Origin of the sequence: Streptomyces sp. Pv4-95 (assembly GCF_045782725.1) — a bacterium.
In the GTDB taxonomy this organism is placed as follows: domain Bacteria; phylum Actinomycetota; class Actinomycetes; order Streptomycetales; family Streptomycetaceae; genus Streptomyces.
In genome coordinates this window covers 4,472,606-4,499,517 of record NZ_CP127172.1, presented here as the reverse complement: position 1 = coordinate 4,499,517, position 26,912 = coordinate 4,472,606, and the positions used below count along the sequence as shown (strand labels likewise).

At 71.0% G+C, this 26,912-nt stretch carries 29 protein-coding genes; 10 read left to right on the top strand and 19 right to left on the bottom strand.

All coding sequences use genetic code 11. From position 1 onward, the window contains the following. Positions 1–132 precede the first annotated feature (132 nt). Positions 133–1,050, top strand: coding sequence for an alpha/beta fold hydrolase (locus QOM21_RS19720; RefSeq protein ID WP_407551857.1), 918 nt, complete (start codon positions 133–135; stop codon positions 1,048–1,050). 33 nt (positions 1,051–1,083) lie between these two features. Here the strand turns inward: QOM21_RS19720 and QOM21_RS19715 are convergent, their stop codons facing one another. The 5 genes from QOM21_RS19715 to QOM21_RS19695 form a co-directional block, all read right to left on the bottom strand. Beyond that, positions 1,084–2,442 (bottom strand): dicarboxylate/amino acid:cation symporter, encoded by a 1,359-nt coding sequence (locus QOM21_RS19715; protein WP_407551855.1) that lies wholly within the window; start codon positions 2,440–2,442, stop codon positions 1,084–1,086. 395 nt (positions 2,443–2,837) lie between these two features. Then, the gene (locus QOM21_RS19710) at positions 2,838–3,128 is read right to left on the bottom strand and encodes a DUF4229 domain-containing protein (RefSeq protein ID WP_407551853.1); all 291 of its coding nucleotides are present in this window, start codon (positions 3,126–3,128) and stop codon (positions 2,838–2,840) included. Positions 3,129–3,241: 113 nt separating this feature from the next. After that, positions 3,242–3,766, bottom strand: a complete 525-nt coding sequence (locus QOM21_RS19705) for a GNAT family N-acetyltransferase (protein WP_407551851.1) — start codon at positions 3,764–3,766, stop codon at positions 3,242–3,244. A gap of 66 nt (positions 3,767–3,832) precedes the next feature. Next, positions 3,833–4,996, bottom strand: coding sequence for an aminofutalosine synthase MqnE (gene mqnE / locus QOM21_RS19700; protein WP_407555728.1), 1,164 nt, complete (start codon positions 4,994–4,996; stop codon positions 3,833–3,835). 187 nt (positions 4,997–5,183) lie between these two features. Then, positions 5,184–5,642 (bottom strand): Lrp/AsnC family transcriptional regulator, encoded by a 459-nt coding sequence (locus tag QOM21_RS19695; protein ID WP_398553506.1) that lies wholly within the window; start codon positions 5,640–5,642, stop codon positions 5,184–5,186. 122 nt (positions 5,643–5,764) lie between these two features. On the opposite strand from QOM21_RS19695, the gene QOM21_RS19690 reads away from it, so the two are divergent. Continuing rightward, the gene (locus QOM21_RS19690) at positions 5,765–5,899 is read left to right on the top strand and encodes a hypothetical protein (RefSeq protein WP_407551849.1); all 135 of its coding nucleotides are present in this window, start codon (positions 5,765–5,767) and stop codon (positions 5,897–5,899) included. Here QOM21_RS19690 and QOM21_RS19685 read toward each other — a convergent pair. Then, the gene (locus QOM21_RS19685) at positions 5,896–6,618 is read right to left on the bottom strand and encodes a UbiX family flavin prenyltransferase (RefSeq protein WP_393892786.1); all 723 of its coding nucleotides are present in this window, start codon (positions 6,616–6,618) and stop codon (positions 5,896–5,898) included. The genes QOM21_RS19690 and QOM21_RS19685 overlap by 4 nt on opposite strands. Positions 6,619–6,728: 110 nt before the next feature. Here QOM21_RS19685 and QOM21_RS19680 point away from each other — a divergent pair, with 110 nt between their 5' ends. Both QOM21_RS19680 and QOM21_RS19675 read left to right on the top strand, forming a co-directional pair. Next, entirely contained in the window at positions 6,729–7,322 is a 594-nt protein-coding gene (locus QOM21_RS19680) for a rhomboid family intramembrane serine protease (RefSeq protein WP_407551847.1), read from the top strand. An 80-nt stretch (positions 7,323–7,402) separates the two neighbouring features. Then, a complete protein-coding gene (locus QOM21_RS19675; RefSeq protein ID WP_407551846.1) occupies positions 7,403–8,041 on the top strand; it encodes a DUF4870 domain-containing protein in 639 nt (212 codons plus the stop codon). Between the two features lie 70 nt (positions 8,042–8,111). On the opposite strand, the gene mqnP is transcribed toward QOM21_RS19675, so the two are convergent. Next, the gene (gene mqnP, locus QOM21_RS19670; RefSeq protein WP_407551845.1) at positions 8,112–9,014 is read right to left on the bottom strand and encodes a menaquinone biosynthesis prenyltransferase MqnP; all 903 of its coding nucleotides are present in this window, start codon (positions 9,012–9,014) and stop codon (positions 8,112–8,114) included. After that, positions 9,011–10,468: a menaquinone biosynthesis decarboxylase gene (locus tag QOM21_RS19665; RefSeq protein ID WP_393892790.1), complete on the bottom strand. Its 1,458-nt coding sequence runs from the start codon at positions 10,466–10,468 to the stop codon at positions 9,011–9,013. Before QOM21_RS19665 ends, mqnP begins: the two co-directional genes overlap by 4 nt. A gap of 88 nt (positions 10,469–10,556) precedes the next feature. Here QOM21_RS19665 and QOM21_RS19660 point away from each other — a divergent pair, with 88 nt between their 5' ends. The 4 genes from QOM21_RS19660 to QOM21_RS19645 all read left to right on the top strand — a co-directional run bounded on the left by QOM21_RS19660 (position 10,557) and on the right by QOM21_RS19645 (position 14,044). Continuing rightward, positions 10,557–11,000 carry a PLD nuclease N-terminal domain-containing protein gene (locus QOM21_RS19660; RefSeq protein WP_407551842.1) on the top strand — a complete coding sequence of 148 codons (444 nt, stop codon included), beginning with the start codon at positions 10,557–10,559 and terminating at the stop codon, positions 10,998–11,000. Positions 11,001–11,247: 247 nt separating this feature from the next. Further along, complete coding sequence (locus QOM21_RS19655; RefSeq protein WP_393892853.1) at positions 11,248–11,676, top strand: nucleoside deaminase; 429 nt, start codon at positions 11,248–11,250, stop codon at positions 11,674–11,676. A gap of 83 nt (positions 11,677–11,759) precedes the next feature. Further along, on the top strand, positions 11,760–12,404 hold the full coding sequence (locus QOM21_RS19650; RefSeq protein ID WP_407551840.1) for a DUF4291 domain-containing protein: 645 nt from the start codon (positions 11,760–11,762) through the stop codon (positions 12,402–12,404). A 212-nt stretch (positions 12,405–12,616) separates the two neighbouring features. Beyond that, complete coding sequence (locus QOM21_RS19645; protein ID WP_407551838.1) at positions 12,617–14,044, top strand: alkaline phosphatase family protein; 1,428 nt, start codon at positions 12,617–12,619, stop codon at positions 14,042–14,044. A gap of 19 nt (positions 14,045–14,063) precedes the next feature. On the opposite strand, the gene QOM21_RS19640 is transcribed toward QOM21_RS19645, so the two are convergent. The 8 genes from QOM21_RS19640 to hemL form a co-directional block, all read right to left on the bottom strand. Then, positions 14,064–14,594 carry an SRPBCC domain-containing protein gene (locus tag QOM21_RS19640; protein ID WP_407551836.1) on the bottom strand — a complete coding sequence of 177 codons (531 nt, stop codon included), beginning with the start codon at positions 14,592–14,594 and terminating at the stop codon, positions 14,064–14,066. An 87-nt stretch (positions 14,595–14,681) separates the two neighbouring features. Further along, positions 14,682–15,764 carry a c-type cytochrome biogenesis protein CcsB gene (gene ccsB / locus QOM21_RS19635; protein WP_407551834.1) on the bottom strand — a complete coding sequence of 361 codons (1,083 nt, stop codon included), beginning with the start codon at positions 15,762–15,764 and terminating at the stop codon, positions 14,682–14,684. Further along, positions 15,761–17,566, bottom strand: a complete 1,806-nt coding sequence (locus QOM21_RS19630; RefSeq protein WP_407551832.1) for a cytochrome c biogenesis protein ResB — start codon at positions 17,564–17,566, stop codon at positions 15,761–15,763. The genes ccsB and QOM21_RS19630 overlap by 4 nt, the downstream gene beginning before the upstream one ends. 3 nt (positions 17,567–17,569) lie before the next feature. Further along, complete coding sequence (locus QOM21_RS19625) at positions 17,570–18,331, bottom strand: cytochrome c biogenesis CcdA family protein (protein ID WP_393892855.1); 762 nt, start codon at positions 18,329–18,331, stop codon at positions 17,570–17,572. A 7-nt stretch (positions 18,332–18,338) separates the two neighbouring features. After that, positions 18,339–18,953: a TlpA family protein disulfide reductase gene (locus QOM21_RS19620; RefSeq protein WP_407551830.1), complete on the bottom strand. Its 615-nt coding sequence runs from the start codon at positions 18,951–18,953 to the stop codon at positions 18,339–18,341. Positions 18,954–19,074: 121 nt separating this feature from the next. Beyond that, positions 19,075–20,295, bottom strand: a complete 1,221-nt coding sequence (locus QOM21_RS19615) for a hypothetical protein (protein WP_407551828.1) — start codon at positions 20,293–20,295, stop codon at positions 19,075–19,077. A 146-nt stretch (positions 20,296–20,441) separates the two neighbouring features. After that, a complete protein-coding gene (locus QOM21_RS19610) occupies positions 20,442–21,122 on the bottom strand; it encodes a histidine phosphatase family protein (protein WP_407551826.1) in 681 nt (226 codons plus the stop codon). Positions 21,123–21,238: 116 nt separating this feature from the next. Then, positions 21,239–22,564, bottom strand: coding sequence for a glutamate-1-semialdehyde 2,1-aminomutase (hemL, locus tag QOM21_RS19605; RefSeq protein ID WP_407551824.1), 1,326 nt, complete (start codon positions 22,562–22,564; stop codon positions 21,239–21,241). Positions 22,565–22,871: 307 nt separating this feature from the next. Between hemL and QOM21_RS19600 the strand changes: the two genes are divergently transcribed. Beyond that, positions 22,872–23,432, top strand: a complete 561-nt coding sequence (locus tag QOM21_RS19600) for a hypothetical protein (RefSeq protein ID WP_393892856.1) — start codon at positions 22,872–22,874, stop codon at positions 23,430–23,432. A 96-nt stretch (positions 23,433–23,528) separates the two neighbouring features. Here QOM21_RS19600 and QOM21_RS19595 read toward each other — a convergent pair whose 3' ends face one another. The 3 genes from QOM21_RS19595 to QOM21_RS19585 all read right to left on the bottom strand — a co-directional run bounded on the left by QOM21_RS19595 (position 23,529) and on the right by QOM21_RS19585 (position 25,925). Next, positions 23,529–24,404, bottom strand: coding sequence for an SDR family NAD(P)-dependent oxidoreductase (locus QOM21_RS19595; RefSeq protein WP_407551822.1), 876 nt, complete (start codon positions 24,402–24,404; stop codon positions 23,529–23,531). Then, entirely contained in the window at positions 24,401–25,039 is a 639-nt protein-coding gene (locus QOM21_RS19590; RefSeq protein WP_407551820.1) for a cupin domain-containing protein, read from the bottom strand. Before QOM21_RS19590 ends, QOM21_RS19595 begins: the two co-directional genes overlap by 4 nt. Before the next feature lie 253 nt (positions 25,040–25,292). Continuing rightward, a complete protein-coding gene (locus tag QOM21_RS19585) occupies positions 25,293–25,925 on the bottom strand; it encodes a TIGR03086 family metal-binding protein (protein WP_407551818.1) in 633 nt (210 codons plus the stop codon). A 94-nt stretch (positions 25,926–26,019) separates the two neighbouring features. Between QOM21_RS19585 and QOM21_RS19580 the strand changes: the two genes are divergently transcribed. After that, complete coding sequence (locus QOM21_RS19580) at positions 26,020–26,895, top strand: DUF6597 domain-containing transcriptional factor (RefSeq protein WP_407551816.1); 876 nt, start codon at positions 26,020–26,022, stop codon at positions 26,893–26,895. The last annotated feature ends 17 nt before the right edge of the window (positions 26,896–26,912 follow it).

Genomic DNA, 26,912 nt, shown 5'->3' with positions numbered 1-26,912 from the left:
CGTCCCGCCCCATTACTGCCTAGTAAGTTTACGATCTCCCGCCTCCGCACCCCGCTGTCTTGACGTGACGGGAGCTGAGCGAGACGATACGTATCGTCGCGTTGACCGCTCGCACCTTCCGGAGGACACACCATGCAGCAGTTCATCGATGCCGCCCCCGGCATCCGGCTGTGGACCGAGCAGCGCGGCGCCCCCGACGCACCCCCGCTCCTGCTGATCATGGGCGCCCAGGCCGGCGGGCTCGGCTGGCCGGACCCGCTGGTCGACGCGCTGGCCGCGCGGCACCGGGTCATTCGCTACGACCACCGCGACACCGGCCGCTCCACCTGGGCATTCGACGAACGGCCCTACCGGATCGCGGACCTCGCCGAGGACGCGATCCGGGTCCTGGACGGGCTGGGGATCGCACGGGCACACATCGTCGGCATGTCCCTGGGCGGCATGCTGGCCCAGATGGTGCTCACCGACCATCCCGACCGGGTGCTCAGCGCCACCCTCATCGGCACCCTCGCCCTCAGCACCGCCCCCTACACCCGGCCCGACGGCAGCACGGTCCCGGCCGGCGAACTCCCCGGTATCGCGCCCGAGGTGCTGGAGATGTGGGCCCGCCCGGTCGAGGACCACGGCCCGGCGGCCGAGATCGAGCGGCGGATCGCGCACTGGCGGGTGCTCGCCGGCGATCAACTCCCCTTCGACGCCGACCACTTCCGCGCGTTGGAGGAACAGGTCATCGCGCACACGGGGCACCACGGGACCAACACCGCGCACGGCCGTGCGGACGACGGCGGCATGCTCCGCACCGACCGGCTCGCCGAGAACCGGGTACCGGCCCTCGTCGTCCACGCCCCCGCAGAACCGGTCTTCCCGCCGCCCCACGCCCAGCACCTCGCGCAGTCCGTCAGGGGCGCCCACCTGGTCGAGATCCCGGGCATGGGGCATGCGCTGCCGCCGGCCGTCCAGGGCCCGCTGGCCGAAGCGATCCTGGCGCACACGGAGGCCGCGGACCGGGCCGCACTCCCCGGCAGCACGACGGCGCCCCCGCAGCCGTAGGGGCTGCGGGGGCGCCGTGAGGTGCCTTGCGGGTCAGCTCACGCCGGCCGTGGCCGGCACGGCGGTGGCCGCCTGCTCCGGCTCGGCGTCGCCGTCGAGACCGGTGCCGGCCGCGGTGGCGTAGGCGTCGCGGTCCAGGATCTTCTCCTTGGCGGAGACCAGGATCGGGATGACCGCCTGCCCGGCCACGTTGGTGGCCGTGCGCATCATGTCCAGGATCGGGTCGATCGCCATCAGCAGGCCGACGCCCTCCAGGGGCAGGCCCAGCGTGGAGAGGGTCAGCGTCAGCATGACCGTCGCGCCGGTCAGACCGGCGGTGGCGGCGGAGCCGATGACCGACACGAAGGCGATCAGGATGTACTCACCGACGCCCAGCTGCACATCGAAGATCTGGGCGATGAAGATCGCGGCGATCGCCGGGTAGATCGAGGCGCAGCCGTCCATCTTCGTCGTCGAGCCGAACGGCACCGCGAACGAGGCGTACTCCTTCGGCACGCCGAGGCGCTCGGTGACCCTCTGGGTGACCGGCATGGTGCCGACCGAGGAGCGGGAGACGAAGGCCAGCTGGATCGCGGGCCAGGCGCCCTTGAAGAACTGCACCGGGTTGACCTTGGCGACCGTCGCGAGCAGCAGCGGGTAGACGCCGAACAGCACCAGGGCGCAGCCGACGTAGATGTCGACGGTGAAGGTCGCGTACTTGCCGATGAGGTTCCAGCCGTACGTCGCGATGGCGTGGCCGATGAGGCCGACGGTGCCGATCGGGGCGAGGCGGATGACCCACCACAGGGCCTTCTGCAGCAGTTCCAGGACGGAACGGCTGATGTTGAGGACCGGCTGCGCCTTCTCGCCGAGCTGGAGCGCCGCGATACCGGCGACGGCGGCCATGAAGACGATCTGCAGGACGTTGAGCTCGGTGAACGGCGTGATGATGTCGGTGGGGACGATGCCGGTCAGGAAGTCGATCCAGGACCCGGCCTCCTCGGGGGCCTTGCCGTCCTTGGGAGTCAGGCCGGTGCCGGCGCCGGGGTTGGTCAGCAGGCCGATGGCCAGACCGATCGCGACGGCGATCAGCGAGGTCGCCATGAACCACAGCAGGGTGCGGGTGGCGAGCCGGGCGGCGTTGTTGACCTGCCGCAGGTTGGTGATGGACACCAGGATCGCGAAGAAGACCAGGGGGGCGACGGCCAGCTTGAGCAGCTGGACGAAGAGGTCGCCTACGTGCTGGAGCGTGGACGTCAGCCAGCCGACGTCACCGCTCTTGGCTATCCAGCCGAGCAGCACACCCAGGGCGAGACCGGCCAGGATCTGCGCCCAGAACGGGATCTTCGGTATTCGGGACTTCGGGGTCTTGGGGGCCTCTGGCGCTGCAGAGGTCTCGGCAGACGTGGACAACGGACACACTCCGGGTACGAATCGAGACGTCGGGATTCGGCGATGGGCGCCAGGAGGTCCGTAGGATCTCCGGCCGCTGCGATCGGGTCAACGGCGACAACAGGCCGCGGAAACACAGCGGCAAAGATCGACATGCAGGCGCGCCACGAGCGGGATGCTCGTGGGGAACGGAGGCGCTGCTGCAGTCTTCACATCGCGTACGTTAACACTTCAACTTTGAGGAACCCAAAGAAGATCTTTGGGTCACGACGGTCCCCGCCGGAGAATTTCGGGCAGAACGGGGCAGGCGCCCGGCCGTGGAGCGGGACTCCACGGCCGGGCGCCTGTCGTGTGTGAGGTGTCTTACCCGGCTTCCGCCCCGTCCGTCGGGGCGGTGCCGTCGGGACCGGGGCGGGCTACAGCAGCCCGTCCTCCTGGCTGCGGTTGGCCGCGAGCCGGTCGCGCTGGCGGTCGACCTTCGCCACGATCTGCTCGGACATCGCGTCCCGCTGCTTGCGCAGCAGCACGAAGCTGAGCGGCGCGGAGATCACGATGGCGAGCAGCAGCAGCCACACGGTGTTGGCACTGCCGATGCCGAGCGGAATGATCCGGAAGTAGGCCAGCACCCAGACGACGGCGAACGAGGCGACGAACAGGCCGATGCGAAGGGCGGTGTAGCGGAGCGTGGCGAACTTGGAGCTACTCACGGAAGGGACCTTCTTCTCAACGGCAACCGAAAGGGTCTCCGTCCAGTCAAGCACAGCCCCGGAAGCGATCTTCCCGGCCCCCGCCCGGCCCGCAAGAGCCCTGGCCGGAGCCCTCAGGCCAGTTCGAGCCACATGGTGATGTCGTCCCGGAAGTCGCCGTCGGCGACCTTGATGGCGCCGGGGACGCGGCCGACCTCCTTGTAGCCGCAGGCTTCGTAGAAGCGGCGGACGCCCGTGCCGCCGCGGCAGGTGAGGCGGAGAGCGGTGACGCCGTCGATGCCGCGGGCGGAGTCCGCGACCGCGGTCATCAGCGCGCGGCCGGCGCCCTGCCCCTGGAGGGAGGGGTGGACCATCACGGTGTAGACCCACAGCCAGTGCCGCATCAGGCGGTGGGAGTTGAGCGTGAGGAACGCCGTCGCCAGCACCCGGCCGTCCCCGTCGCGGCCCACCACCAGCCGCTCGCGCCCCTCGGCCATCGCCGTCAGGTGCTTGAGAAGGTCGGGGCGTATGTCCTCGCGGGTGACCGGCGGGACGAAGCCCACCGCGCCGCCGGCGTTGGAGACATCCGCCCACAGCGCGCAGATCCCGTCCCGCAGTTCGGGGGTGACAGAAGGGTCCAGGTCGAAGCGCACGTCCATGACCCGGACCCTAACTCTCCCCGCCGACCGTGTTCCGAAGGGTTCACGGAGCGGACAACGGCCTGGTCACAGGCGCATCGGCTGCGGTGATTCGCGGCGCTCGGGGTCCGGTCCCGGGTACTCCCGGATGGCCTCGTAGCGGGTGTTGCGCTCGACGGGGCGGAAGCCTGCGTCGCGGATCAGGTCGAGCAGGTCGTCGCGGGTGAGCTTGTTCGGCGTACCGAAGTTGTCCGCGTCGTGGGTGATCTTGTACTCGACGACCGAGCCGTCCATGTCGTCGGCGCCGTGCTGGAGGGCGAGCTGGGTGGTCTGCAGACCGTGCATCACCCAGAAGACCTTGACGTGCGGGACGTTGTCGAAGAGCAGCCGGGAGACCGCGAAGGTCTTCAGGGCCTCGGCGCCGCTCGCCATCGTCGTGCGGGCCTGCAGCCGGTTGCGGACCTTGCCGTCCTGCATGTCCACGAAGTCGTGCTGGTAGCGCAGCGGGATGAAGACCTGGAAGCCGCCGGTCTCGTCCTGGAGCTCACGCAGCCGCAGCACGTGGTCCACGCGGTGGCGCGGCTCCTCGATGTGGCCGTACAGCATCGTGCTCGGGGTCTTGAGCCCCTTCTGGTGTGCCAGGCGGTGGATGCGCGACCAGTCCTCCCAGTGGGTGGCGTGGTCGACGATGTGCTGGCGCACCTCCCAGTCGAAGATCTCGGCGCCGCCGCCGGTCAGCGATTCCAGGCCGGCCTCGATCAGCTCGTCGAGGATGTCGCTCGCGTCGAGTCCGGAGATGGTCTCGAAGTGGTGGATCTCGGTGGCGGTGAACGCCTTGAGGGAGACCTGCGGGAGGGCTTCCTTGAGGGCCTTGAGCGAGCGGGGGTAGTAGCGCCACGGCAGCGTCGGGTGCAGGCCGTTGACGATGTGCAGCTCGGTGAGGTTCTCGCCCTCCATCGCCTTGGCGAGGCGGACGGCCTCCTCGATGCGCATCGTGTACGCGTCCTTCTCGCCCGGCTTGCGCTGGAAGGAGCAGTAGGCGCAGGACGCGGTGCACACGTTCGTCATGTTGAGGTGACGGTTGACGTTGAAGTGCACGACGTCGCCGTTCTTACGCGTGCGCACCTCGTGGGCGAGACCGCCCAGCCATGCCAGGTCGTCGGACTCGTAGAGGGCGATACCGTCCTCGCGGGTCAGCCGCTCCCCGGCGTGGACCTTCGCCTCCAGCTCGCGCTTGAGGCCCACATCCATCGACGCAGCCATCCGGTCGCCTCCCAGTGTCTCGGCCGTACCTCTGCCGTATCTGCCGTATCTCTGCCGTATCTCTGGCATTTCTGTGCCAAAACGAGCTTCGCCGAGCCTACTCCCTGCATGCCGGAGCGGACGGAGCCCCCTGGCCGCGCTCCGTCCGCCCGGTGTGCGGCCCCTGCCGCCGGAGTTATTCGGCCTCTTCGGGCAGCTCGCCGACGCGGTTCTCCCATTTGGTGGAGAGCACGATCGTGGTGCGGGTGCGGGAGACGCCCTTGGTGCCGGACAGCCTTCGGATGGTGCGCTCCAGGCCGTCGACGTCGCCCACCCGCACCTTGAGCATGTAGGAGTCGTCGCCGGCGATGAACCAGCAGTCCTCGATCTCTTCGAGGGCGCGCAGGCGCTGCGCGACGTCCTCGTGGTCGGTGGCGTCCGACAGCGAGATGCCGACCAGCGCGGTGACGCCGAGCCCCAGGGACGCGGCGTCGACCGTCGCGCGGTACCCGGTGATCACACCGGCCGCCTCGAGGCGGTTGATCCGGTCCGTGACGCTGGGCCCGGAGAGGCCGACGAGCCGGCCGAGCTCCGCATAGGAGGCCCTGCCGTTCTCGCGAAGTGCCTGGATGAGCTGCCTATCCACCGCGTCCATGCCCTCAAGCCTTCCAATCTTTACGCATTTTCGAGTTCTGCATGTAGAATCTAAGGCATACAGGGCCTCAGACCCTGTAAATCTTTCAAAAGATCAGAGACGATCTCACAGGAGTTGTCACCGTGTACTCGATCGAGATGGCCTACGCCCGCATGCGCGAGCTGCAGGACCAGGCCAATCGTTCCCGTGCCCACCAGCCCGCGGCCCCGCGGGCCCGGCGCCGCTTCGGCCGCGCCGCCGCAGCCGAGAAGCGCTAGGAAGCGTCCGGGGCCTCCTCCTTGGAGCCACCCCCGAGCTCCCCCTCCCAACGCCGGTACAGCCCGTGCGGCACCTCGGCCGCATCGAGCACCCGGCCGGCGACGAAGTCCACCAGATCCTGGATGTGAGTCGCCCCCGCGTAGAACGCCGGAGAGGCGGGCAGCACCACGGCGCCCGCCTCGTCCAGCGTCACCAACTGCTTCAGCGTCGGTCCGTTCAGCGGGGTCTCCCGCACCGCGACCACCAGCCGGCGCCGCTCCTTGAGCGTCACGCTCGCCACCCGCTGCAGCAGATCCTTCGACAGTCCCAGCGCCACCCCGGCGACACACGCCGTGCTCGCCGGGACGATCAGCATCCCCTTCACCGGGTACGAACCCGACGACGGTCCGGCTGCCAGGTCCCCGGCCGCCCAATGGCGGACATCCGCCAGCGACGCCTCGGTCACGGGGAAGGTGTCGGGCTTGCCGTCGGCCCCCCGGGCCAGCCACTGCCGCAGGTCGGTACGCCAATGGGCGTCCCGGAACGCGATCGTGGTCTCGTCCAGCAACGTCAGCCGTGACGCCCGGCTGACGATCAGATCCACCGCCTCCCCGGCGGCGAGCAGCCCGCGCAGCACGGCCGCCGCGTACGGCGTCCCGGACGCGCCGGAGATCCCCACGACCCACGGGCGGCGTCGGCCGGGGGCCTGCTGACTGGTGTTGTTGTGCGGCGGCTCCACGCATCGAGCCTATCCGGCGGAACCACGGACCCCTTCACGGCCGTTCTTAACGATGCACCCCGCGAAGCCGCCACCGGGCGGCCCGCCGGGAGAGAAGAGAGGGCCGGGAGATGACACGACGTGCGAAGCCCGCCATCTGCCTGATGCTGGGCTGGGTGGCGCTGCTGTGGCTGCTGGAGGGCCTCGACGTCGCCACCGGGAACGCCCTGGACTCCTTCGGGATCCAGCCGCGCGATCCCGCGGAACTGGTCGATGTGGTCCCGGCCGCCTTCCTGCACTTCGGCTTCGGGCACCTCGGCGCCAACACCCTCCCGCTGCTGCTGCTCGGCTTCGTCGCCGCGCTGCGCAGCGGGGTGCGCCGCTTCCTCGCGGTGGTCCTGCTGATCATCCTCGCCTCCGGCCTGGGCGTATGGCTGACCGCGCCGCCGCAGAGCAACACCGCCGGCGCCTCCGGCGTGGTCTTCGGCCTCTTCGGCTACCTCGTGGTGCGCGGCTTCATCGACCGCAAGCTCCTCGACATCGGCATCGGCGTGGTCGTCGCCGCCGTCTACGGCTCCATCGTCTGGGGCGCGCTGCCCACCGACAGCGGCATCAGCTGGCAGGGGCACCTCTTCGGCCTGCTCGGCGGAGTGCTGGCGGCCTTCGCCTTCAAGGAGCGCAGCCGCCCCGTCCCGGCAGGGGCCACTGTCCGTCAGGTCCCGTAGTCTCAGCGGGCACGAGCCGCGGGGCCTGCCGATGCACGGCCACGACGCGGCAGCACGCAGCGATCACGGGGTGAGCAGAGATGTCCGATTACCACCAGTCCGGCTACGGGCCCCAGGCGGGCGGACCGCAGCAGCCGTACGGCGCGCAGCCGGGGTGGGACACCGGCGTACCGCCCGGTGGCTACGGCTACCCGGGTGCGGCAGGGCCTCCGCCGGCGCCGGGCTACCCCACCGGGCCCGCCTACGGCCCCAACCCCGGCTACGGTCCCCAGCCGCCGTCGCCGTCGACGAGCCCCGCGATGTGGGCCCATCTGGGCGCGCTGCTGACGATCACCGTGGGCTCGGCGATGTGCTGCGGGATCGGCGCCGTCACCGGCTGGATCGCCCCCATGACGATCCGGGGCAACGACCGCCACCAGCACGACCCCTACGTCCGCCACCACGCCACCCAGGCGCTGAACCTCGGCATCACCCAGGCCATCATGGCGGTCATCGGCGTGGTGCTGTACGTCGCGAGCGGCATCATCTTCTCGGTCGCCGCGGACGAGGCCCAGCGCGCCGGCGCCGGGCTCGCCGTCCCGCTGCTGACGGTCATCGGGATCATGGCGGCCAACGGCATCGCCGCCATCGTCTGCGCCATCATCGCCACCGTGAAGGCGACCCGAGGCGAGCTGTGGACGTACCCGCGGCTGATCGCCTGGCCGATCAGCAAGGGCTGACGGCCCGGGCCGCACGGCGAACGGGGGCCGGGCCCACGGCCCGACCCCCGCTCCCGCCGCTCACGGGCCGTCAGACCGACAGGCCCCGCACCAGCAGATCCAGCAGCGCGCAGGCGAAGAGCGCGATGCCGATGAAGCCGTTGACGGTGAAGAACGCCCGATTGAGCCGGGACAGGTCGTGCGGGCGGACGATCGTGTGCTCGTAGAGGAACGCCGCGGCCACGACCACCAGACCGACCCAGAAGCAGACCCCGGCGCCGGTGGCGAGCGCGTACCAGACCAGCAGGCCGGTGGTGACGGCGTGGCAGGCGCGGGCGCCGTGGAGCGCCGCCGGGATGCCGAAGCGGGCCGGCACCGACTTCACGCCGTGCGCCCGGTCGGCCTGCACGTCCTGGCAGCCGAAGATCAGGTCGAAGCCGCCGATCCAGACCCCGACCGCGAGGCCGAGGATGACCGCGTCCCACGACCAGGTGCCGCTGATCGCGATCCACGCGCCGACCGGGCCCATCGCCTGGGCCAGCCCCAGGATCGCGTGCGGGAAGTGCGTGAACCGCTTGCCGTACGGATAGACCACCATCGGGATCACCGCGACCGGCGCCAGCGCCAGACACAGCGGGTTGAGCAGCGCGGCCGCGCCGAGGAAGACGACGACGGCGATCAGCGCACCGGTCCACGCCGACCGCACCGTCACCGCGCCGGTGACCAGCTCACGGCCGGCGGTGCGCGGGTTCCGTGCATCGATCTCGCGGTCGATGATGCGGTTGGCGGCCATCGCGAACGTCCGCAGCCCGACCATCGCGACGGTGACGAGCAGCAGCCGGCCCCAGTGGATGTTCCGGTCCCACTGGAACATCGCGGTGAGCGCGGCGATATAGGCGAACGGCAGCGCGAAGACCGAGTGCTCGATCATCACCAGCCGGAGGAAGGACCTGGTCCTGCCCGGCTGCGGGACTGCGGCGGCGGCGCTGGTCACAGGCCGTACTCCTTCCACCGGCGGTCGACCTTCGCCGCCGTGCGCGGGTCGGACTCGACCATCTCCGGCCAGCCCCCGTCCCGCGTGTACCCCTCCTCGGGCAACTTCCTCGTCGCGTCGATGCCCGCCTTGCCACCCCAGAACTGCTGGTACGAGGCGTGGTCGAGGTGGTCGACGGGGCCCTCGACGACGGTCAGGTCGCGGGCGTAGTCGGTGTTGCCCAGCGCCCGCCAGGAGACCTCGTGGAGGTTGTGCACATCGCAGTCGGCGTCGACCACGACGATCAGCTTGGTGAGCGACATCATGTGGGCGCCCCAGATGGCGTGCATCACCTTCTGGGCGTGCTTGGGGTACTTCTTGTCGATCGAGACGATGGCGCAGTTGTGGAAGCCGCCGGACTCCGGCAGGTGGTAGTCCACGATGTCCGGCACGATGATCTTGAGGAGCGGGAGGAAGAACCGCTCGGTGGCCCGCCCCAGCGGCCCGTCCTCCGTCGGCGGCCGGCCCACCACGATCGACTGCAGCAGCGGCCGCTTGCGCATCGTGACGCAGTCGATGGTCAGCGCCGGGAACGGCTCCTGCGGCGTGTAGAAGCCGGTGTGGTCGCCGAACGGCCCCTCGGGCAGCATCTCGCCCGGCTCCAGCCAGCCCTCCAGCACCACCTCGGCGTTCGCCGGGACCTGCAGCGGCACGGTCTTGCAGTCGACCATCTCGATCCGCTTGCCCTGGACGAAGCCCGCGAAGAGGTACTCGTCGATGTCTCCGGGCAGCGGGGCGGTCGAGGCGTAGGTCACCGACGGCGGGCAGCCGAAGGCGATGGCGACCGGCAGCCGCTCACCGCGCTTGGCGGCGACCTGGTAGTGGTTGCGGCTGTCCTTGTGGATCTGCCAGTGCATGCCGATGGTGCGCTTGTCGTGGCGCTGGAGGCGGTAGAGGCCGAGGTTGCGCACGCCCGTCTCCGGGTGCTTGGTGTGCGTCAGCCCCAGGTTGAAGAACGAGCCGCCGTCCTCCGGCCAGGTGAAAAGCGCGGGCAGCGCGTCGAGGTCGACATCGTCGCCGGTGAGCACGACCTCCTGGGCGGGGGCACTCTCGCTCTTCACCTTCTTGGGCGGCACGTGCGTCATCCCGGCGAGCTTGCCGAACGCCTCCCGCACCCCGACGAAGCCCTGCGGCAGCTCCGGCTTGAGCAGCCCGCCGATCTTGTCGCTGATGTCGCTGTACGCCTTGAGGTCCAGGGCCTTCAGCAGCCGGCGGTCGGTGCCGTAGACGTTCATGGCCAGCGGCATCGCCGAACCCTTGACGTTCTCGAAGAGCAGCGCGGGGCCGCCGGCCTTCTGCACCCGGTCCACGATCTCGCCGACTTCGAGATACGGGTCGACCTCGGCCTTGATGCGCTTGAGGTCGCCTTCCCTGTCGAGCGCGCGCAGGAACGAGCGAAGATCGTCATAAGCCATGCGTCCCAGTATCCGGTACGCACTACCCTGTACGGGTCACCGGGCCCCGCCGCGGGCCCGCCGCCGCTCGCAGGGGGCCCGTTCCGCAATGCTCAGGTATCTGCCGTTCCTTCTGGTGCTGGCACTGTGGATCTACGCGTTCATCGACTGCCTCAACACGCCGGAATCACAGGTGCGCGGGCTGCCCAAGGTGATCTGGGTGATCATCATCCTGCTGTTCGGCGAGGTGCTCATCGGGCCGGTCGCCTGGCTGTTCGCCGGCAAGGTCAGGCATGCGCCGGCGGACGGTGACACGCCCTCCGACCGGCTCCGCGGCCGCCGCGCCCGGTGGGTCGCGCCGGACGACAACCCGGAGTTCCTCAAGTCGCTCGGGGACGAGCACTCCAAGGACGGCGCCACCAAGGACGAGGCGCTGTTCAAGGACTGGGAGGCCGACCTGCGCCGCCGCGAGGAGGAGCTGCGCCGCAAGGAGGACGGCCCCCGAGACGGCACGCCGGGACCCGACGACACGCCGCCGCCCGGCAAGGGCTGACACGCTCCCGGAGCCCGCCGCATCGGGGGCCCGGAGCGGGCGCGGCAACCGCCGCACCGCCGGTCACCGCCGTACTTCGCCCGTTCGCACGTTGCCGGGTCGGCCCCGAGCGAGGAGAGTGACCGGCATGGACCAGGCACGGGATCAGGACTGGGCACAGGACCGCGACGAGTTCCGGCTGCACGGCACCGCGGGCCACTCCGACCCGTGCGGGCACCCGGACCACCTGCAGGAACATGCCCGCGCCATGCTGGAGACCGCGGTCGCCGAGGCGCGCGCCGGGCTGGACGAGGGCGGCATCCCGATCGGCGCGGCGCTCTACGGGCCGGACGGCACCCTGCTCGGCCGCGGCCGCAACCGCCGCGTCCAGGACGACGACCCGTCGATGCACGCGGAGACCGCCGCCTTCCGCGCGGCAGGCCGGCAGCGCAGCTACCGCGGCACGACGATGGTGACCACCCTCTCGCCCTGCTGGTACTGCAGCGGGCTGGTGCGCCAGTTCGGCATCTCCCGGGTGGTGATCGGCGAGGCCAGGACCTTCCACGGCGGGCACGACTGGCTGGCCCGGCACGGCGTACGGATCGTCCTGCTGGACGACCCCGGATGCGCGGCGATGATGCGTGACTTCATCGGCGCCCACCCGGCGCTGTGGAACGAGGACATCGGCGACGAGTGAGCCGCCGCGGGGACGGCAACCGGCCTGCCCCGCACGGAAATTCGCTGGCAGCCCGACCGCGGCGTCCGCGACGATGACGCCCCATGAGCACCACTCCGCACGCCCCGGCCCCGCACTCCGCACCCGCCGCCCCGGCCGAGCCGCGGCGCCGCATCCGGGCGCTGCACACCGCACGGACCGTCACCGTCTACCAGGCGTACGCTCCGGCGCTCGGCCTCCCCGCCGCACGGGAGGGCCGCTTCCCGGCCGCCTGGAAGCGCGAGCGGATGACATGGATCAAGCCGTCGTTCCTGTGGATGATGTACCGCTGCGGCTGGGGCACCAAGGCCGACCAGGAGACGGTGCTCGCCGTCGAGATCGACCGGGCCGGCTTCGACTGGGCGCTGCGCCACGCCTGCCTGTCGCACCACGACGCCGCCCGGCACCCCGACCGCGCGGCCTGGCAGCAGCAGTTGAAGGCGTCGCCGGCGCGGGTGCAGTGGGATCCGGAGCGCGATCTGCGGCTCCAGCAGTTGCCGTACCGCTCGCTGCAGCTGGGCCTCGCCGGTGAGGCGTCGCGCCGCTACGCCGACGAGTGGACGGTCGGCATCACCGACGTGACGCCGCTGGCGCACGAGATCCACGCACTGGTCCGCTCCGGCGAGACGGCGCGGGCGGCCGCGCTGCTTCCGGTGGAGCAGCCCTACCCTGCACCCGAGGGAACTCCGGGCCTCGACCGCGTGTCCTGACACGGCGCCGGGAGGCCGGTGCGCGCCCTGCTGACGGGCCCCCGCGGGCCCGCGTGTCGCACCTTCGCGGGCGCCCGCCCCCGGCCAACTGGCGCCTTCGCGCGGCGCATTGATGCACCATCCAGCTATCCCCCTGCCGCGGGGGAACCCGGCCGCCGTCGCCGTCAACACGGTGCGCCCAGGGTTCACGCCCCTCAGGGAGAGTGACCCATATGCCCGCTATGACCCGACGCAGACTCCTCGGCTCCGCGGCCGGCGCGATCGGCAGCGCCGCCGCGCTGTCACTGCTGCCGCCCAGCGTCCAAAAGGCCGTCGCCGCCGGACCCCCACCGCACGGCTCACTGCACGACATCGAGCATGTCGTCCTGCTCATGCAGGAGAACCGCTCCTTCGACCACTACTTCGGCACCCTGCGCGGGGTCCGCGGCTTCGCCGATCCCGGCGCGCTCACCCTGGCGAGCGGGCGATCGGTCTTCCACCAGCCGGACGCGGAGCACCCGGACGGCTTTCTGCTGCCGTTCCGCCTCAACACCCGCACCTCCAGCGCCCAGGCCATCCCGTCCACCAGCCACGCCTGGTCTGTGCAGCACGAGGCGTGGAACGACGGGAAGATGGACCGCTGGCTGCCCGCGCACCGCAAGGCCGACGGGCTGAACGGTCCGTACGTGATGGGCTACCACACCCGCGAGGACATCCCCTTCCAGTTCGCCCTCGCCGAGACCTTCACCCTCTGCGACAACTACTTCTGCTCGGTCTTCGGCCCGACCTGGCCCAACCGGCTCTACTGGATGACCGGCACCCTCGACCCGGGCGGCACCCTGGGCGGCCCGGTCCTCAACAACACCGCGCCCCAGCCCTACCGCTGGAAGACGTACGCCGAGCGGCTCCAGGAGGCCGGTGTGAGCTGGCGGGTCTACCAGGAGGAGGACGACTACGGCTGCAATCTGCTGGAGCAGTTCCAGCGCTTCCGGGAGGCCGGGCCGGGCGATCCGCTGTACGAGCGCGGGATGCGCGCGCAGCCGGCCGGCACCTTCGAGGACGACGCCCGCCTCGACCGGCTGCCGGCCGTCTCCTGGCTGATCCCCACCGGCCCGCAGTCCGAGCACCCGGAGTACCTGCCGGCCGCCGGCGCCGCCTACGTCGCGCGCAAGATCGAGGCCATCGCCGCCAACCCGAAGGTGTGGCGCAAGACTGTCTTCATCCTCAATTACGACGAGAACGACGGCCTGTTCGACCATGTTCCGCCGCCGGTGCCCCCGCCGGGGACACCGGACGAGTTCGTCCGGGGCCTGCCGATCGGCGGCGGGTTCCGCGTCCCCTGCCTGATCGTCTCGCCGTGGACGGTGGGCGGCTGGGCGGCCGGCGACGCCTTCGACCACACCTCCGTACTGCAGTTCCTGGAGCGCTGGACGGGCGTGCAGGAGCCCAACATCAGCGACTGGCGGCGGGAGACCTTCGGGGACCTGACGTCGGCGTTCGGCTTCCGCCGCCCGGCACGCCTCCCCCCGCCGCTGCCACGGGACACCGCGGAGCAGCTGGCCGCCGCACAGCAGGACCTGACACGGCTGCCCAAGCCGACGCTGCCAGGGGGAGGCCAGCAGCCGCCGGTCCAGGAGCACGGCGACCGCAAGCGCCGCTGACGGACTGCCGGGCAGGTGCTCAGCGGGCGCGCTCGTACGCGCCGTGCAGCGCGCGCCAGCGTTCGAGGTTCCAGGCCCGCCAGTCCGCGGACCGGCCGGACAGCGCCTCGGCCAGGCACTCGAAGTGCTGGTGCCAGCCGGCCAGATGGCGCAGGGCCGCGCTGTAGGGCGCGGCCAGTTCATTGGTGAAGCGCAGCCGGGTGCCGGAGGCGTCGTCCGCGGCCCGGCCGGGATCCGCGATCAGCTCGAACCGGATCCGGCCGTGCGCGTCGACGGTGTACTCGGCGAGCCGGCTCGGGCCCCAGCCGGTCACCCGGCCCGGGGCGACGGTCGCGGCGCCGTGCTCGTCCGGGTCCAGCCAGCGCAAGGTGATCTCGCCGCCCTGGCGCTGCTCGAAGGGCGCGGCGGCGGCGAGCCAGCAGGCCAGCCCTCCGGGCGTGGCGACCGCCGCCCAGACTTCCTCCACAGGCTGGGGAAAACGCAGCGCGAAGGAAATGGTCTGCGTCTCCCCGCCGGAAACGACGGTGCCGTACGGGATCGGACTCTCCATGAGCCCACGATCGCGTACGGCACCGTGATGCGCAGAGCAGCGCGCGGCGTGCGCCGCCGGTCGGAGCAACCCGCCGGGCGGCGGGCCTCAGACTCCCGCGTAGGAGTGCAGGCCGGTGACGAAGATGTTCACGCCGTAGTAGTTGAAGAGGTAGCAGAGGAAGGCGACCAGGCCGAGCCAGGCGGCCTTGCGGCCCTTCCAGCCCGCGGTGGCCCGGGCGTGCAGGTAGCAGGCGTAGGCGACCCAGGTGATGAAGGACCAGACCTCCTTGGGGTCCCAGCCCCAGTAGCGGCCCCACGCGGCCTCGGCCCAGATGGCGCCCGCGATGATGGTGAATGTCCACAGCGGGAAGACGGTGGCGTTGACCCGGTAGGCGAACTTGTCCAGCGAGGCCGCCGACGGCAGCCGCTCCAGCACCGACGTGGCGAAGGCGCCGGGCTGCGGGCCCGCCGGGTGGGCGAGCTTGGCCTCGTAGCGGTCGCGGAAGAGGAACAGCAGGGTGGCGACCGCGCCGAGGTAGAGCACCGCGCCGGAGATGATCGCGCAGCTGACGTGGATCCACAGCCAGTAGGAGTGCAGCGCGGGCACCAGCTGGTCGCTGGCGGTGTAGAGCACCGAGACGGCCAGGCCGAGGTCCAGCAGGACCGTGGTGATCAGCGGCAGCCCGATCCACCGGACGTTCTTCTTCAGCGCGAGCAGGATCAGATACGCGCCGACCGCGACCGCGGCGAAGGTGGTGGAGAACTCGTACATGTTGCCCCACGGGGCACGCTGCACGGACAGGGCGCGCGCGACCACGCCGGCGACGTGGATCGCCCAGGCCAGGACGGTCAGCGAGATGGCGATCCGGCCGTAGAGGTCGCCCTTCTCCGTGCCGCCCGCGGCGCCCGGCCCGTCGGGGACGTCGCGGCTGCCGGCGGCGCTCTTGGTGATGACCTTCGGGCGCTCCAGTACGGCCGTGCCGCCCTTCTGCGCCGTGGTGCTCGCCGCGGCGGGGGCCCTGACCGTCGCGGTCAGCGCCGCGGCGGTGCGGCCGACCTTGCTGCGGCTGCCGAACACCCACTCGGCGAGGTGCGCGAGGAAGGCGAGGGTGTAGACCGCCATCGCCGAATAGACCAGCAGATTGCTGTTGTGCGCCAGCGTCTCGTTGGCTGCGGCAGCGATGTTCACGCGCGCGCTCCTTCAGAGGGGTCAGCAGGGTCGGTGGAGTCGGTGGGCTCCGCCGGGTCTTCGGACTCGGGGCCGGTGCCGGATCCGGCACCCGTCCCGGACGCGTCGGGCCCGTCCGGCACGACGGGGGCGTGCGGCGCCAGTGCCTCGGCGAGATCACCCAGCTCTTCCGGGAGCCGGGGCGACTCGCTGCGGCCGAGGCCGGCCAGCTCGACGACGGTGACGCCGACGCCGTTCTCCTCGACCCGCTCGACCCGGATCCACACCCGGCGCCGCTGGATGAACAGCGAACCGGCCAGGCCCACCAGGGCCGCCACCGCGCCGCCCAGCGCGAGGCCGTTGCCCGGCTGGTGAGTGATCTTGAAGCTGGCCCAGCTCTTGATGCCGGTGAACTTGATACTGCCGTCACCGCCCGGCAGCTTCATGGTCTCGCCGGGCAGCATCATCTTGGCGAACGGGGCGCCGTTGACCTTGTACTGCTTCAGGTTCTTCTTCTGCAGCTGGTAGACGTTCTGCGGCAGTCCGGAGTCGACGCCCAGGTCACCGTGGTAGGCGGTCAGCGTCAGCACCGGATAGTCCAGCGCCGGGAACTGGGAGAACATCGAGCCGGAGCCCTTGCCGCCGAACGTCGGCACGAAGAAGCCCTGGAAGCCGAGCTGGTTGCGCTTGCCGTCCTCGGTCCGCGCGCCCGGCACCTTCACCACACCGGTGGAGGTGAAGTTCTTGGGGTCCTGCGGGAGGAAGGGCACCGCGCCCTTGTAGACGACCTTGCCGCGGCCGTCCTTGACGGTGACCGCCGGCGAGTAGCCGTGCGAGAGCAGGTAGACCTTCGAGCCCGCGATGTCGAGGGGGGTGTTCACCTCGATCGCGGTCTTGTGCTCCTTGCCGTCGGCGCCGGAGAAGTACCGCACATGGGCGCGGAAGACGCGCGGGGTGCCCTTCTGCGGGCCGGAGCGCTCGTAGGTCGCCTCGAACTTGTCGAGCGAGAAGCCGAACGGCTCCATGGTGTCGGTGTCGAAGAACGCGCCGGACTTGAAGTCGTCGTACTGGGTGAGGCTGTTGGAGAAGCCGTCCCCCTCGGTGATCAGCTTGCCGCCCTCGGACTTCCAGAGGCTGCCGACGGCGAACGCGACCAGCATCACGATCAGCGCGAGGTGGAAGAGCAGATTGCCGGTCTCGCGCAGATAGCCCTTCTCCGCGGCCACCGCCGTGCCCGCCCGGTGCGCCCGGAACCGCCGCTTGCGCATCAGCCGCTGCGCCGCGCCGAGCACCTCTTCGGGGTCGGCGTCCGTACGCCACGTGGTGTACGCGGGCAGCCGGGTGAGCCGGCGCGGGGCGGCCGGCGGACGGCTGCGCAGCTGCCCGACGAACTGCCAGCTGCGCGGCACGATGCAGCCGATGAGGGAGATGAACAGCAGCAGGTAGATCGCCGAGAACCACACCGAGCTGTAGACGTGGAACATCCCCAGCTTGTCGTAGAGCGCGCCCAGGGTGTCGTGCTCGGCCTTGAACTGGTCGACCTTCACCGGGTCGATGCCGGTCTGCGGAATCAGCGAACCGGGGATCGCGCCGATCGACAGCAGGAACAGCAGCAGCAGCGCCACCCGCATCGAGGTGAGCTGCCGCCAGAACCACCGCGCCCAGCCGACCGGGCCTAGCGAGGGAAAGCTGACGTCCTCCGTGGGGGCGGTGGAGAGCTGGGATCCGGCCGCGCCGAGATCCGTGCCCGCGTCCGCGGCGGCCTGCGCGCCGGGGTCCGGGCCGCCGCCCGGGTCGCGGGGCGTGTCGGTCTTGGTGGACATCAATCAGATCCCAACGGTGAAGCTTTGCGTCCAGCCCTGGAGCTCGGACATCAGGCTGTCCCAGACGCCGGTGACGAGGAGGATGCCGAGCGCGACCATCATGCCGCCGCCGGCCCGCATGACCCACAGGTAGTGGCGCTTGACCCAGCCGAACGCGCCGAGCGCCCGGCGGAAGGCCAGCGCCACGAAGATGAACGGCAGGCCGAGGCCCAGGCAGTACACCACGGTCAGCAGGGCGCCGCGGGCCGCGCTCGCCTGGTAGATCGAGAGGGTGTTGACGGCGGTGAGGGTGGGGCCCAGGCACGGCGTCCAGCCGACGCCGAACAGCACCCCGAGCACCGGCGCGCCCAGCAGCCCCATGGCGGGCTTCTTGTGGAACCGCAGTTCCCGCTGCCCGAAACGCTTGAGGATGCCCGCGAAGGCCAGGCCGAGCAGGATCATCAGCGCGCCAAGGACCCGCGAGATGACGTCCTTGTACTCCTGCAGGGTCTGGCCGAAGAAGCCGAAGAGGGCGCCGCCGGAGACGAAGACGGCGGTGAAGCCGAGGACGAAGAGCGAGGCACCGGCCAGCATCCGGCCGCGTCGGGCCTCGGCGAGGTCCGTACCGGTGACGCCCGTGACGTACGACATGTAGCCGGGGACCAGCGGCAGGACGCAGGGGGAGAAGAAGGAGACCAGCCCGCCGAGCAGTGCGACGGGGACGGCGGCCAGCAGGGCGCCGGTCAGGACGGTCTGGTTCTGCGCGGCCTCGGCGGCGAGCTCGATCACGCGATCACTTCTCGGCGATCAGCGGTTCGATCATCTTGCGCAGATCGTCCTCCGCGAGCGGGCCGATCGAGCGCGCGGCCACCTTGCCGTGGCGGTCGACGGCGATCGTGGAGGGGATGGACTGCGGGTTGAGGCTGCCCTTGGGGAAGCGCAGCATCAGCTTGCCCGTCGGGTCGAACAGGCTCGGGTAGGGCACGTCGTGCTGTTCCTCGAAGCTCGTCGCCTGCGACTTCTCCGAGTCACGGGTGTTGATCCCGATGAACTGCACGCCCTTGTCCGCGGTGTCCTTGGCGACCTTGGTGAAGTTCGGCGCCTCGGCGATGCACGGCCCGCACCACGATCCCCACACGTTGAGGATGACGACCTTGCCCTTGTAGTCCGCGACGTCGAGCTGCTTTCCGGTGGTGGTCTCACCGGAGAGGGCCGGGGCGGGCTGCCGCTCGTTCTTCGGGACGGTGTCGACGCCGTTCTTGCCCTGGACGAAGCGGGTCTGCGCCGAGCCGCCGGAGGCGCCGTCGCCGCAGGCACTCAGCGTCAGCGAAGCAGCCGCGGCCCCTGCGGCGAGCAGGGTGATGCGGCGTCGGCTCGTGAGGCGGCGTGGGGCGCGGCAAGCACTCATGTGAAAAGTTTCGCATGGGCCATTTCCGGATCTTCCGCGCCCCCCTCACACCGTCGCACGCCACGCGAATCGGCATGTCACGGGCCCCCGGGAGCCGGTGGGCGCCCCGGCCGGCCGGGCTTCAGGCCGCGGACAGGAACGTGCGCCAGCCGCCGGCCGGCCGCTCCCCGACGCCCATCCCCTGGAGCTTGCTCAGGACCTGCGGGTCCTGTGCGTCGAGCCAGTCGGTGAACTGCCGGAAGGACACCAGCCGCACATCCTTGTTCTGCTCGTTCGCGATGTGCTTGAGGGCTTCCTCGACGGCATCCATATAGATGCCGCCGTTCCACTGCTCGAAGTGGTTGCCGATGAAAAACGGCGCGCGATTGGTCTGGTACGCCCGCTGGAATCCCGAGATATAGGCGTCGGTGGCCTGCTGCCGCCACCCCGGGTAGTTGGACGAGGGGGCCTTTGTCGAGTTCTTCGACTGGTTGGCGAGGATGTTGTAGTCCATCGAGAGGACCTCGAAAGAGTGACCCGGAAAGGGAATCTGCTGGAGCGGGTAGTCCCAGATTCCCTGCTTCTTCTTGGGCCACATCTGGAGTCCGCCGGGTGAACTCGCGTCATAGCGCCAGCCCAGATCCTTGGCCGTCGGCAGCAGATTTTCCTGGCCGAGCAGACAGGGCGTGCGGCCGCCCACCAATTCCTTGCGGTAGTCGAACGGCAGCGGCTCGATGTCGCTGAAGCCGGTGTTCGTACGCCACTTGGTGACGAAGTCCATCGCCTGGTCGATCTCGGAGCGCCACTGCTCGGGCGTCCACTGCGCGACCGTCCCGGAGCCCGAGCAGAAGTGGCCGTTGAAGTGGGTGCCGATCTCGTGGCCGTCCAGCCATGCCGCGCGTACGTTCTTCAGCGTCTCCTTGATGTGCCCATCGGTGAGGTAGCCGATGTCGGAGGCGCCGGTGCGGTTGTTCGGCGGGCGGTAGAGGTGCTTCTTCGACTCCGGCAGGAGATACAGCCCGGACAGGAAGAAGGTCATGGCCGCGCCATGGTCCTTGGCGAGCCGGAGAAAGCGCGGGAAGAGGCCGTTGCCGACCTCTCCCGCGCCGTCCCACGAGAAGACGACGAACTGCGGCGGGGTCTGCCCCGGTTCCAGCCGTACGGGCTTCTCCGGCTGATGGGGCTGCGGTCCGGAATTGGCGGTCGAGCCGTCACCGATGGGCCTCGACCTGGCCTGTACCGAATTCTTCACCCGCTGTTTGTCCGCGGCGTCGTCCGAGCCCAGGGAACAGCCGCCGACCCCCATCGCCGCAGCCGCCCCGACCATCGTGCCCAGCAGGCCCCGTCGACTGATCGCGTGCATACCGTCGTCCCCATCCGTGCTCGCCGAACTCAATATCCATATAAACGGACATCGGGGAAGAGGGCATGCCGGGCACGGCGGTTCCGAATTAATCGCTCATGTTTGTTATTTTGCCTGTTGTTGACGTGCCGCCAATTGATGGAGAGTCAGGCTCCGAAAGCCTTGGACTTCCCCTTGGCGGGTTTGGCGCCGGCCAGCAGGTGGGAGGGAACCAGGTCGCGCGCGGGCTCGCTGTAGCCGACCGAAATGATCCGGTCGCCGTGGAAGGTGAAGGACGTCAGCGAGGCAAGGGTGCACTGCCGCTTCCGCGGGTCGTGCCACAGCCGGCGCCGCTCGGCGAAGCTGCGCACGATCCAGATCGGCAGCTGATGGCTGACCGCCACCGCCTCGTGTCCACGGGCCGCGTCCCGCGCCGTGGCGAGCGCCGCCATCATCCGGACGACCTGCTCGATGTACGGCTCGCCCCAGGACGGCCGGAACGGATTCGTCAGGTACTTCCAGTTGCCGGGCTTCTTCAGCGCGCCGTCGCCGACCCCGAAGGTCTTCCCCTCGAAGACGTTGGCCGCCTCGATCAGCCGCTCGTCGGTGGCCAGTTCCAGACCGTGCGCCCCGGCGATCGGCACCGCCGTCTCCTGCGCGCGCTCCAGCGGGGAGGCGACGACATGCGTGATGTCCCGCTCCGCGAGATGCTCCGCGACCCGGTCGGCCATCTTCCGACCGAGGTCGGAGAGGTGGTAGCCGGCCCGGCGCCCGTAGAGAACGCCGTCGGGGTTGTGCACCTCGCCGTGCCGCATCAGGTGCACGACGGTCATGTCTTCGCTGCTCATGTCACCCATTCATTCAGTCCTCTGCATGCAGTCGCGGGCCCGGCCGGTCCCCCGGCCGGGCTCCGGCACGTCACACGGCGCGTCGCACGACACGTCCACGGCCGCACCGCCGTCGGTCAGGCGGTCGCCTCGGCCGCGGCCCGCGCGGCGGCCGGCAGCGCCGCCGCGATCCGCTCGACGGCGGCGGCGTCGTGGGCGGTGGAGACGAACCACGACTCGAAGGCGGACGGCGGGAGGTAGACCCCCTGCGACAGCATCGAGTGGAAGAAGGCGGTGAAGCGGAAAGCCTCCTGCGTCTTGGCCGCGTCGTAGTCGGTGACCTCGGCGTCGGTGAAGAAGACCGAGAACATGTTGCCCGCGACCTGCAGCCGGTGCGCCACACCCTCCTTCGCCAGCGCCGCGGTGACCAGCCCGCGCACCTCGGCGGAGACCGCGTCGACGCTCTCGTACGCGGCGTCGTCCAGCAGCCGCAGCTGCGCGACACCGGCGGCGGTGGCGACCGGGTTCCCGGACAGGGTGCCCGCCTGGTAGACGGGGCCGGCCGGCGCGAGGTGCGCCATCACGTCGGCACGCCCGCCGAACGCCGCCGCCGGGAAGCCGCCGCCCATGACCTTGCCGAAGGTCATCAGGTCGGGGCGCACCCCGTCGATGCCGTACCAGCCGGCCTTGCTGACGCGGAAGCCCGTCATCACCTCGTCGGAGATGTAGAGCGCGCCGTGCTCCGCGCACGCGTCCTTCAGTCCCTGGTTGAAACCGGGCAGCGGCGGGACCACGCCCATGTTGCCGGGCGATGCCTCGGTGATCACACAGGCGATCTCCCCCGGGTGCGCGGCGAACGCGGCGCGGACGGCCTCGATGTCGTTGTACGGCAGCACGATCGTGTCGCCGGCCTGCGCACCGGTCACCCCCGGGGTGTCCGGCAGGCCGAAGGTCGCCACGCCCGAGCCGGCCGCTGCCAGCAGCGCGTCCACGTGCCCGTGGTAGCAGCCCGCGAACTTGATCACCTTCGCCCGGCCGGTGAAGCCGCGGGCGAGGCGGATCGCCGACATGGTCGCCTCGGTGCCGCTGGAGACCAGCCGCACCTCCTCGACCGGCGCGATCCGCGCCACGATCTCCTCGGCCAGTTCGACCTCGCCCTCGCCGGGCGTACCGAAGGACGTGCCGCGGGCGACCGCCTCCTGGACCGCGGCGATCACCGCGGGATGCGAGTGGCCGAGGATCATCGGTCCCCACGAGCACACGAGGTCGACGTACTCGCGACCGTCGGCGTCGGTGAGGTACGGACCGGTACCGGACACCATGAACCGGGGCGTACCGCCCACGGCGCGGAACGCCCGCACCGGAGAGTTGACGCCGCCGGGCGTCACCGCGGACGCGCGGTCGAACAGCGACTGCGAAACAGGGGCTTCATACGGAAAAGACACTGTGATCCTGACCTGCATTAACGGAGGGAGGGCGGCGGCACTCGGACGCGGCCCGGCTGACAACGGTGCGGGAATCCCCTCGCGTACCACCTGTAGGCGCCGCTCGGTTCCCACTCGGTCCCTTTTTGATTCCTCTTGCTCTCTACCGGGCGTCAGCCCCCTCGCATCTGCGAAACTGGGCCGTCGTACGAGTAAGTCACGCAAGCAATGGTCTCAGAGGCGCGCAGGGGCGTGCGGCCGGGCGTTTCACACGCCGGTTACTGGGGAGGTCTCTGAGACGATGATCGGGTTGCGCGGCTGTAGCTGCGAGTGGTCGGGTGGAGATATGCATCGCGGTGGCGGACTGGGCGAGGGGACCGACGACCGGGGTCCCGAGCGCGCCCAGCGCGGTCGCCACCGGCGTGAGGACACCGAGGGCATCCAGGGTGGGGAAAACAGAGGCGGCCGCATGGGGGTGACGTACAAATACTTCGGCGCGCCGAACGGCGCGACTGCGGCCCGGGTGCCGATTTCCATGCGTCCTGAGGAACTCGGCGGCGATGAACTCGGCATGGGCGGCATGTTCACGAAGATCAAGCCCGAGACGATGGCCGCCATGGTCCTCACCGGTATAGAGGGCATACCGCTTCACAAGGTTCCGCCGCTCGAACTCGTCGTCCTCCACCCCGACTACGCCGTCGTCAAACTCCCCATGACCGTGGTCGACCCGCTGCGCGGGGTCGGCGAGGAGTCCGTCGGCGCGGCGGCCTTCATCTGGTCCACCGTCCCCGACCGCGGCGGCCCGCAGGACGCCTTCACCGTCTACCAGCTCCTGCACGAGTGGCAGGACTTCAGCCACCGGCTGCACGAAGCGGGGCACGAGGCGTACTGCCTGGTCTGGCCCTGAGCCACCGCCCCGGTGCGGCGGCGGGCCGAGCGGGGTGGTCCCCGAGTTCGTGCACGCGCCGTCCGGTGCCGCGCCCGGGGTCCGGGCGGCCTTCGCTCACCAGGTGGGGCGGGCCGAGACCCCGCCGTCGACGACAAGATCGTGACCGGTGATCCAGGAAGCCATCGGCGAGGCGAGAAAGACGCAGGCGTCGCCGACGTCCTCGGGCCGCCCCAACCGGCGCGCCGGTGCCGCCTCCTGCCAGCGCCGCACCCCCTCCGGCCAGTCGGCCTCGATACCGGGGCGCGCGATCAGCCCCGGCGAGACGCTGTTGACGCGGATGCCGTACGCCCCGTACTCCAGCGCCGCGGAGCGCGCGTGCATCACCACCGCGGCCTTCGACGCGCTGTAGTGGGCGTGCAGGGGTGCCGGGCGGTCCGCCTCGATGGAGGCGACATGGGTCACCGACCCGCCGCCGCCCTCCCGCATGACGGCGGCCGCTGCCTGGGTGCAGGCGAAGACGCTGTGGACGTTGGTATCGGCCACCGCCCGCCAGTCCGCGAGGGACATCCCCGCCAGCTCCTGGACCGGCTGCACCCCCGCGTTGTTCACCAGCGTGGTCAGCCGGCCACGCCAGTCGGCGGCCGACCGCACCAGGCGGTGGCACTCCGCCTCCTCGGCCAGGTCGGCGCCCAGTGCCAGCGCGCTGCCGCCGGCGTCCACGATGCGCGCGACGAGCGCCCGCGCAGCGTCGCCCCGCGTACGGAAGTGCGCCACCACGGCGGCGCCCGCGGCGGCGAACCGCAGGGCGATGCCGCCGCCGATCCCACCGCCCGCCCCCGTGACGAGGACGACCTGGCCGGTGAGGTCGGGGAGCTCCCGGCGGCCGTCCGCGGCAGCGGCCGCGGTATCGGCCGCGGTCGCGCCGGCCCGGGGCGTGCCGGTGAGCGGAGGAGTGTCAGGAGTGCCAGGAGTTTCGGGCTGTCCGGTCATGGGCGGCTCAGCGCGGCGATCCGCGCTGCCTCCCGGGGAAAGCGCGCGGCCAGTTCCGCGGCGTCCCCGTGCTCGTAGTCCGCGTAGGTGAAGCCGGGCGCCATGGTGCAGCCGAAGAGCGTCCAGGCCCCGCCGTCGGCGACCGAGGCGCCCATCCAGGTGCCGGCCGGCACCGTGAACTGCACATGCTGCCCGCCCAGTACGTCCGGGCCCAGCACGACGGACCTGGCGCCGCCACCGGCTCCCCGGCCGTCGTCCCGCGCGCCCTCCGGGCCGGTATCGGGCAGCAGGAGCAGGGTGAGCGGATCGCCGCGGTAGAAGTGCCAGATCTCGTCGGTCGGCAGGCGGTGCAGGGCCGAGAAATCGCCGGGTTCCGAGGTCAGCAGCATGACGATGGCCGATCCCTCGGGCCGCCCGTCGGCCCGCTCCGGCCCCGCCCAGGTACGCCGGAACCGCCCGCCCTCGCGGGGCAGCGGCGCCAGCCCGTAGAAGTCGATCAGCGCTCGGGGGAGCGGGTCGTCACCGGCCGGCGGCCCCGCCGGCGGCGCGTCCGAGGGCCGGTGCCCCGGTGCGGTCGCGGGCTTCGGCCGTGTCACGGAATTCGGCTGCTGGGCGCTCGGGCCGGGCTGATGCATGTGCGGGCCTCCCGTCTCGGTCCACACCCTAGGCAGGGGGCGGGCGGCACGGGCGCTATCGGGACACGTCCGCGCCGTGTCCGGCGGTCCGTCCCGAAGGAGCGCGACGCGCCGGGGTGCCGTCGAGTGGGGCGCAAGCAGCGCATACGGCTGATCAAGGAGGTGACGAGGAGCGGCGTGCACCGCTCGGCCGGTCCGGCGACCCGCCGTCACCGGACCGGAAGCGTTCGGCGCACCTCCCGTGGGACGCGCCTCAGCCGGTCCAGCCCGGGTCACGGCCGGTGGCCGCCAGCAGCTCGTCGAACTCGGACGCACCGGCCGGCACCGCGACCGGCTCACCGAAGACCTGCATCTTCCGCGCCGTCGGCCCCATCTCGGCGGCCAGTTCCCGCAGCTCGGGCACGCATCCGGGGGCCGGCGTGTACGGCCGGCCGATCGCCCGGGACACGTCCCAGGCGTGCACCGTCAGATCCAGCAGCGCCATCCGGCCGACCGTCCGCGCGGGCAGGTTCATCCCGCCGGTGAGGCCCTCCTCCGCGCCCGGTGCGGCCCATGCCCCGACCAGCAGCGCACTCTCCTCGGCGAAGCGGTCGGGCCACCGGGCACCGAACTCGGCGAGCCGGTCGGGCGTGTACCGGAAGTCCACCTCCTTCTTGCCGGCCAGCGTCTGGAAGGCGACCACCACCTGGAAGAGGTGGTTGATCAGCGACCGCACGTCGTATTCGGCGCACGGTGTCCGCCGCCCCAGCTGGTCGTCGGTGACCTCGCGCAGCACCGGAAGCGCCGCCTCCGCCGCCGCGTCGAGCAGCTCGCTGATCGGGGCGGGATGCTCCGCCCGCCGCTGAGTGCGCTGTTCTTCGTCCGTCCTGCCTGTGATGTCCGTCATGCCGATGACGCTACGACCGGGCGTCTGGGACGGCTTGAACAAACGCGACAGCGCCGGCCGCCGCCCGCTCGCGGCCGCGCCTAGGATTCATTGCATGGCCGCTCCACGGCGCGATACCCGGGGCATCGTCGACGCCCCGGAACTCTTCACCCGGGTGCAGTTCCGCCGCCGCACCCCCGCCGCCGCGCTGCGCCCGTATGTGGAGCACTACTGGCTGATCGACTGGGATCTCTCCGAGCCGTACGCCACCCATGTCGTCCCGCACCCGTGCGTGAACCTCGTCCTCCAGCGCTATGCGGACCGCCCCGGATTCGGCGAGGTCGCGGGCGTCGGGCTGGAGCTGTTCTCCAAGAAGCTGACGGGGCGCGGCCGGGTGTGCGGGGTGCAGTTCCGGCCGGGCGGCTTCCGCCCGTTCGCCCCGTCGCGGCCGGCCACCGACTGGACCGGGCGCCGGCTGCCGCTCGAGGTGCTCTTCGAGACCGGCGAGGACCCTGCGGCGGGCGTGTCCCTCGCCGCCGGGAGCCCGGAAGGCGGGCGCGGGGCCGCCGCGGCGGAAGCCGCGCGGGCGGTGCTCGGACCCGACGTGGAGGACGACCGGGTGGCCGCGCTCGACACCTTGCTGACCTCGCTGCTGCACACCGAGCCGCGGCTCCTGGAACAGACCGAACTCGCGATGGGGCTGGCCGGCCGGATCCGCGCGGACCGCTCGATCCGCCGCGTCGCGGACTTCGCGCGGGCCGAGGGCATGTCCGTACGGGCCTTGCAGCGGCTGTTCGCCGGATACGTCGGGGTCAGCCCCAAGTGGGTGCTGCTGCGCTACCGCGTCCACGAGGCCCTGGAGCGCGCCGCGTCCGACGCGGAGGTCGACTGGCCCGCGCTCGCCGCCGAGCTGGGCTACAGCGACCAGGCGCATCTCGTCCGCGATGTCACCGCGACCGTCGGCGTCCCTCCCACGGCCTACGCCCGCTGACGCCCCCGGCGGACACC

Excerpts from the sequence above, each read along its gene's own strand:
- QOM21_RS19720 (WP_407551857.1), top strand. The coding sequence starts at position 133 with ATGCAGCAGTTCATCGATGCCGCCCCCGGCATCCGGCTGTGGACCGAG.
- QOM21_RS19705 (WP_407551851.1), bottom strand. The coding sequence starts at position 3,766 with ATGGACGTGCGCTTCGACCTGGACCCTTCTGTCACCCCCGAACTGCGG.
- mqnE (WP_407555728.1), bottom strand. The coding sequence starts at position 4,996 with ATGGATGTGGGCCTCAAGCGCGAGCTGGAGGCGAAGGTCCACGCCGGG.
- QOM21_RS19695 (WP_398553506.1), bottom strand. The coding sequence starts at position 5,642 with ATGGACGCGGTGGATAGGCAGCTCATCCAGGCACTTCGCGAGAACGGC.
- QOM21_RS19680 (WP_407551847.1), top strand. The coding sequence starts at position 6,729 with ATGACACGACGTGCGAAGCCCGCCATCTGCCTGATGCTGGGCTGGGTG.
- QOM21_RS19675 (WP_407551846.1), top strand. The coding sequence starts at position 7,403 with ATGTCCGATTACCACCAGTCCGGCTACGGGCCCCAGGCGGGCGGACCG.
- QOM21_RS19665 (WP_393892790.1), bottom strand. The coding sequence starts at position 10,468 with ATGGCTTATGACGATCTTCGCTCGTTCCTGCGCGCGCTCGACAGGGAA.
- QOM21_RS19660 (WP_407551842.1), top strand. The coding sequence starts at position 10,557 with ATGCTCAGGTATCTGCCGTTCCTTCTGGTGCTGGCACTGTGGATCTAC.
- QOM21_RS19655 (WP_393892853.1), top strand. The coding sequence starts at position 11,248 with ATGCTGGAGACCGCGGTCGCCGAGGCGCGCGCCGGGCTGGACGAGGGC.
- QOM21_RS19650 (WP_407551840.1), top strand. The coding sequence starts at position 11,760 with ATGAGCACCACTCCGCACGCCCCGGCCCCGCACTCCGCACCCGCCGCC.
- QOM21_RS19645 (WP_407551838.1), top strand. The coding sequence starts at position 12,617 with ATGCCCGCTATGACCCGACGCAGACTCCTCGGCTCCGCGGCCGGCGCG.
- QOM21_RS19640 (WP_407551836.1), bottom strand. The coding sequence starts at position 14,594 with ATGGAGAGTCCGATCCCGTACGGCACCGTCGTTTCCGGCGGGGAGACG.
- QOM21_RS19630 (WP_407551832.1), bottom strand. The coding sequence starts at position 17,566 with ATGTCCACCAAGACCGACACGCCCCGCGACCCGGGCGGCGGCCCGGAC.
- QOM21_RS19620 (WP_407551830.1), bottom strand. The coding sequence starts at position 18,953 with ATGAGTGCTTGCCGCGCCCCACGCCGCCTCACGAGCCGACGCCGCATC.
- QOM21_RS19615 (WP_407551828.1), bottom strand. The coding sequence starts at position 20,295 with ATGCACGCGATCAGTCGACGGGGCCTGCTGGGCACGATGGTCGGGGCG.
- QOM21_RS19610 (WP_407551826.1), bottom strand. The coding sequence starts at position 21,122 with ATGAGCAGCGAAGACATGACCGTCGTGCACCTGATGCGGCACGGCGAG.
- hemL (WP_407551824.1), bottom strand. The coding sequence starts at position 22,564 with ATGCAGGTCAGGATCACAGTGTCTTTTCCGTATGAAGCCCCTGTTTCG.
- QOM21_RS19600 (WP_393892856.1), top strand. The coding sequence starts at position 22,872 with ATGCATCGCGGTGGCGGACTGGGCGAGGGGACCGACGACCGGGGTCCC.
- QOM21_RS19595 (WP_407551822.1), bottom strand. The coding sequence starts at position 24,404 with ATGACCGGACAGCCCGAAACTCCTGGCACTCCTGACACTCCTCCGCTC.
- QOM21_RS19590 (WP_407551820.1), bottom strand. The coding sequence starts at position 25,039 with ATGCATCAGCCCGGCCCGAGCGCCCAGCAGCCGAATTCCGTGACACGG.
- QOM21_RS19585 (WP_407551818.1), bottom strand. The coding sequence starts at position 25,925 with ATGACGGACATCACAGGCAGGACGGACGAAGAACAGCGCACTCAGCGG.
- QOM21_RS19580 (WP_407551816.1), top strand. The coding sequence starts at position 26,020 with ATGGCCGCTCCACGGCGCGATACCCGGGGCATCGTCGACGCCCCGGAA.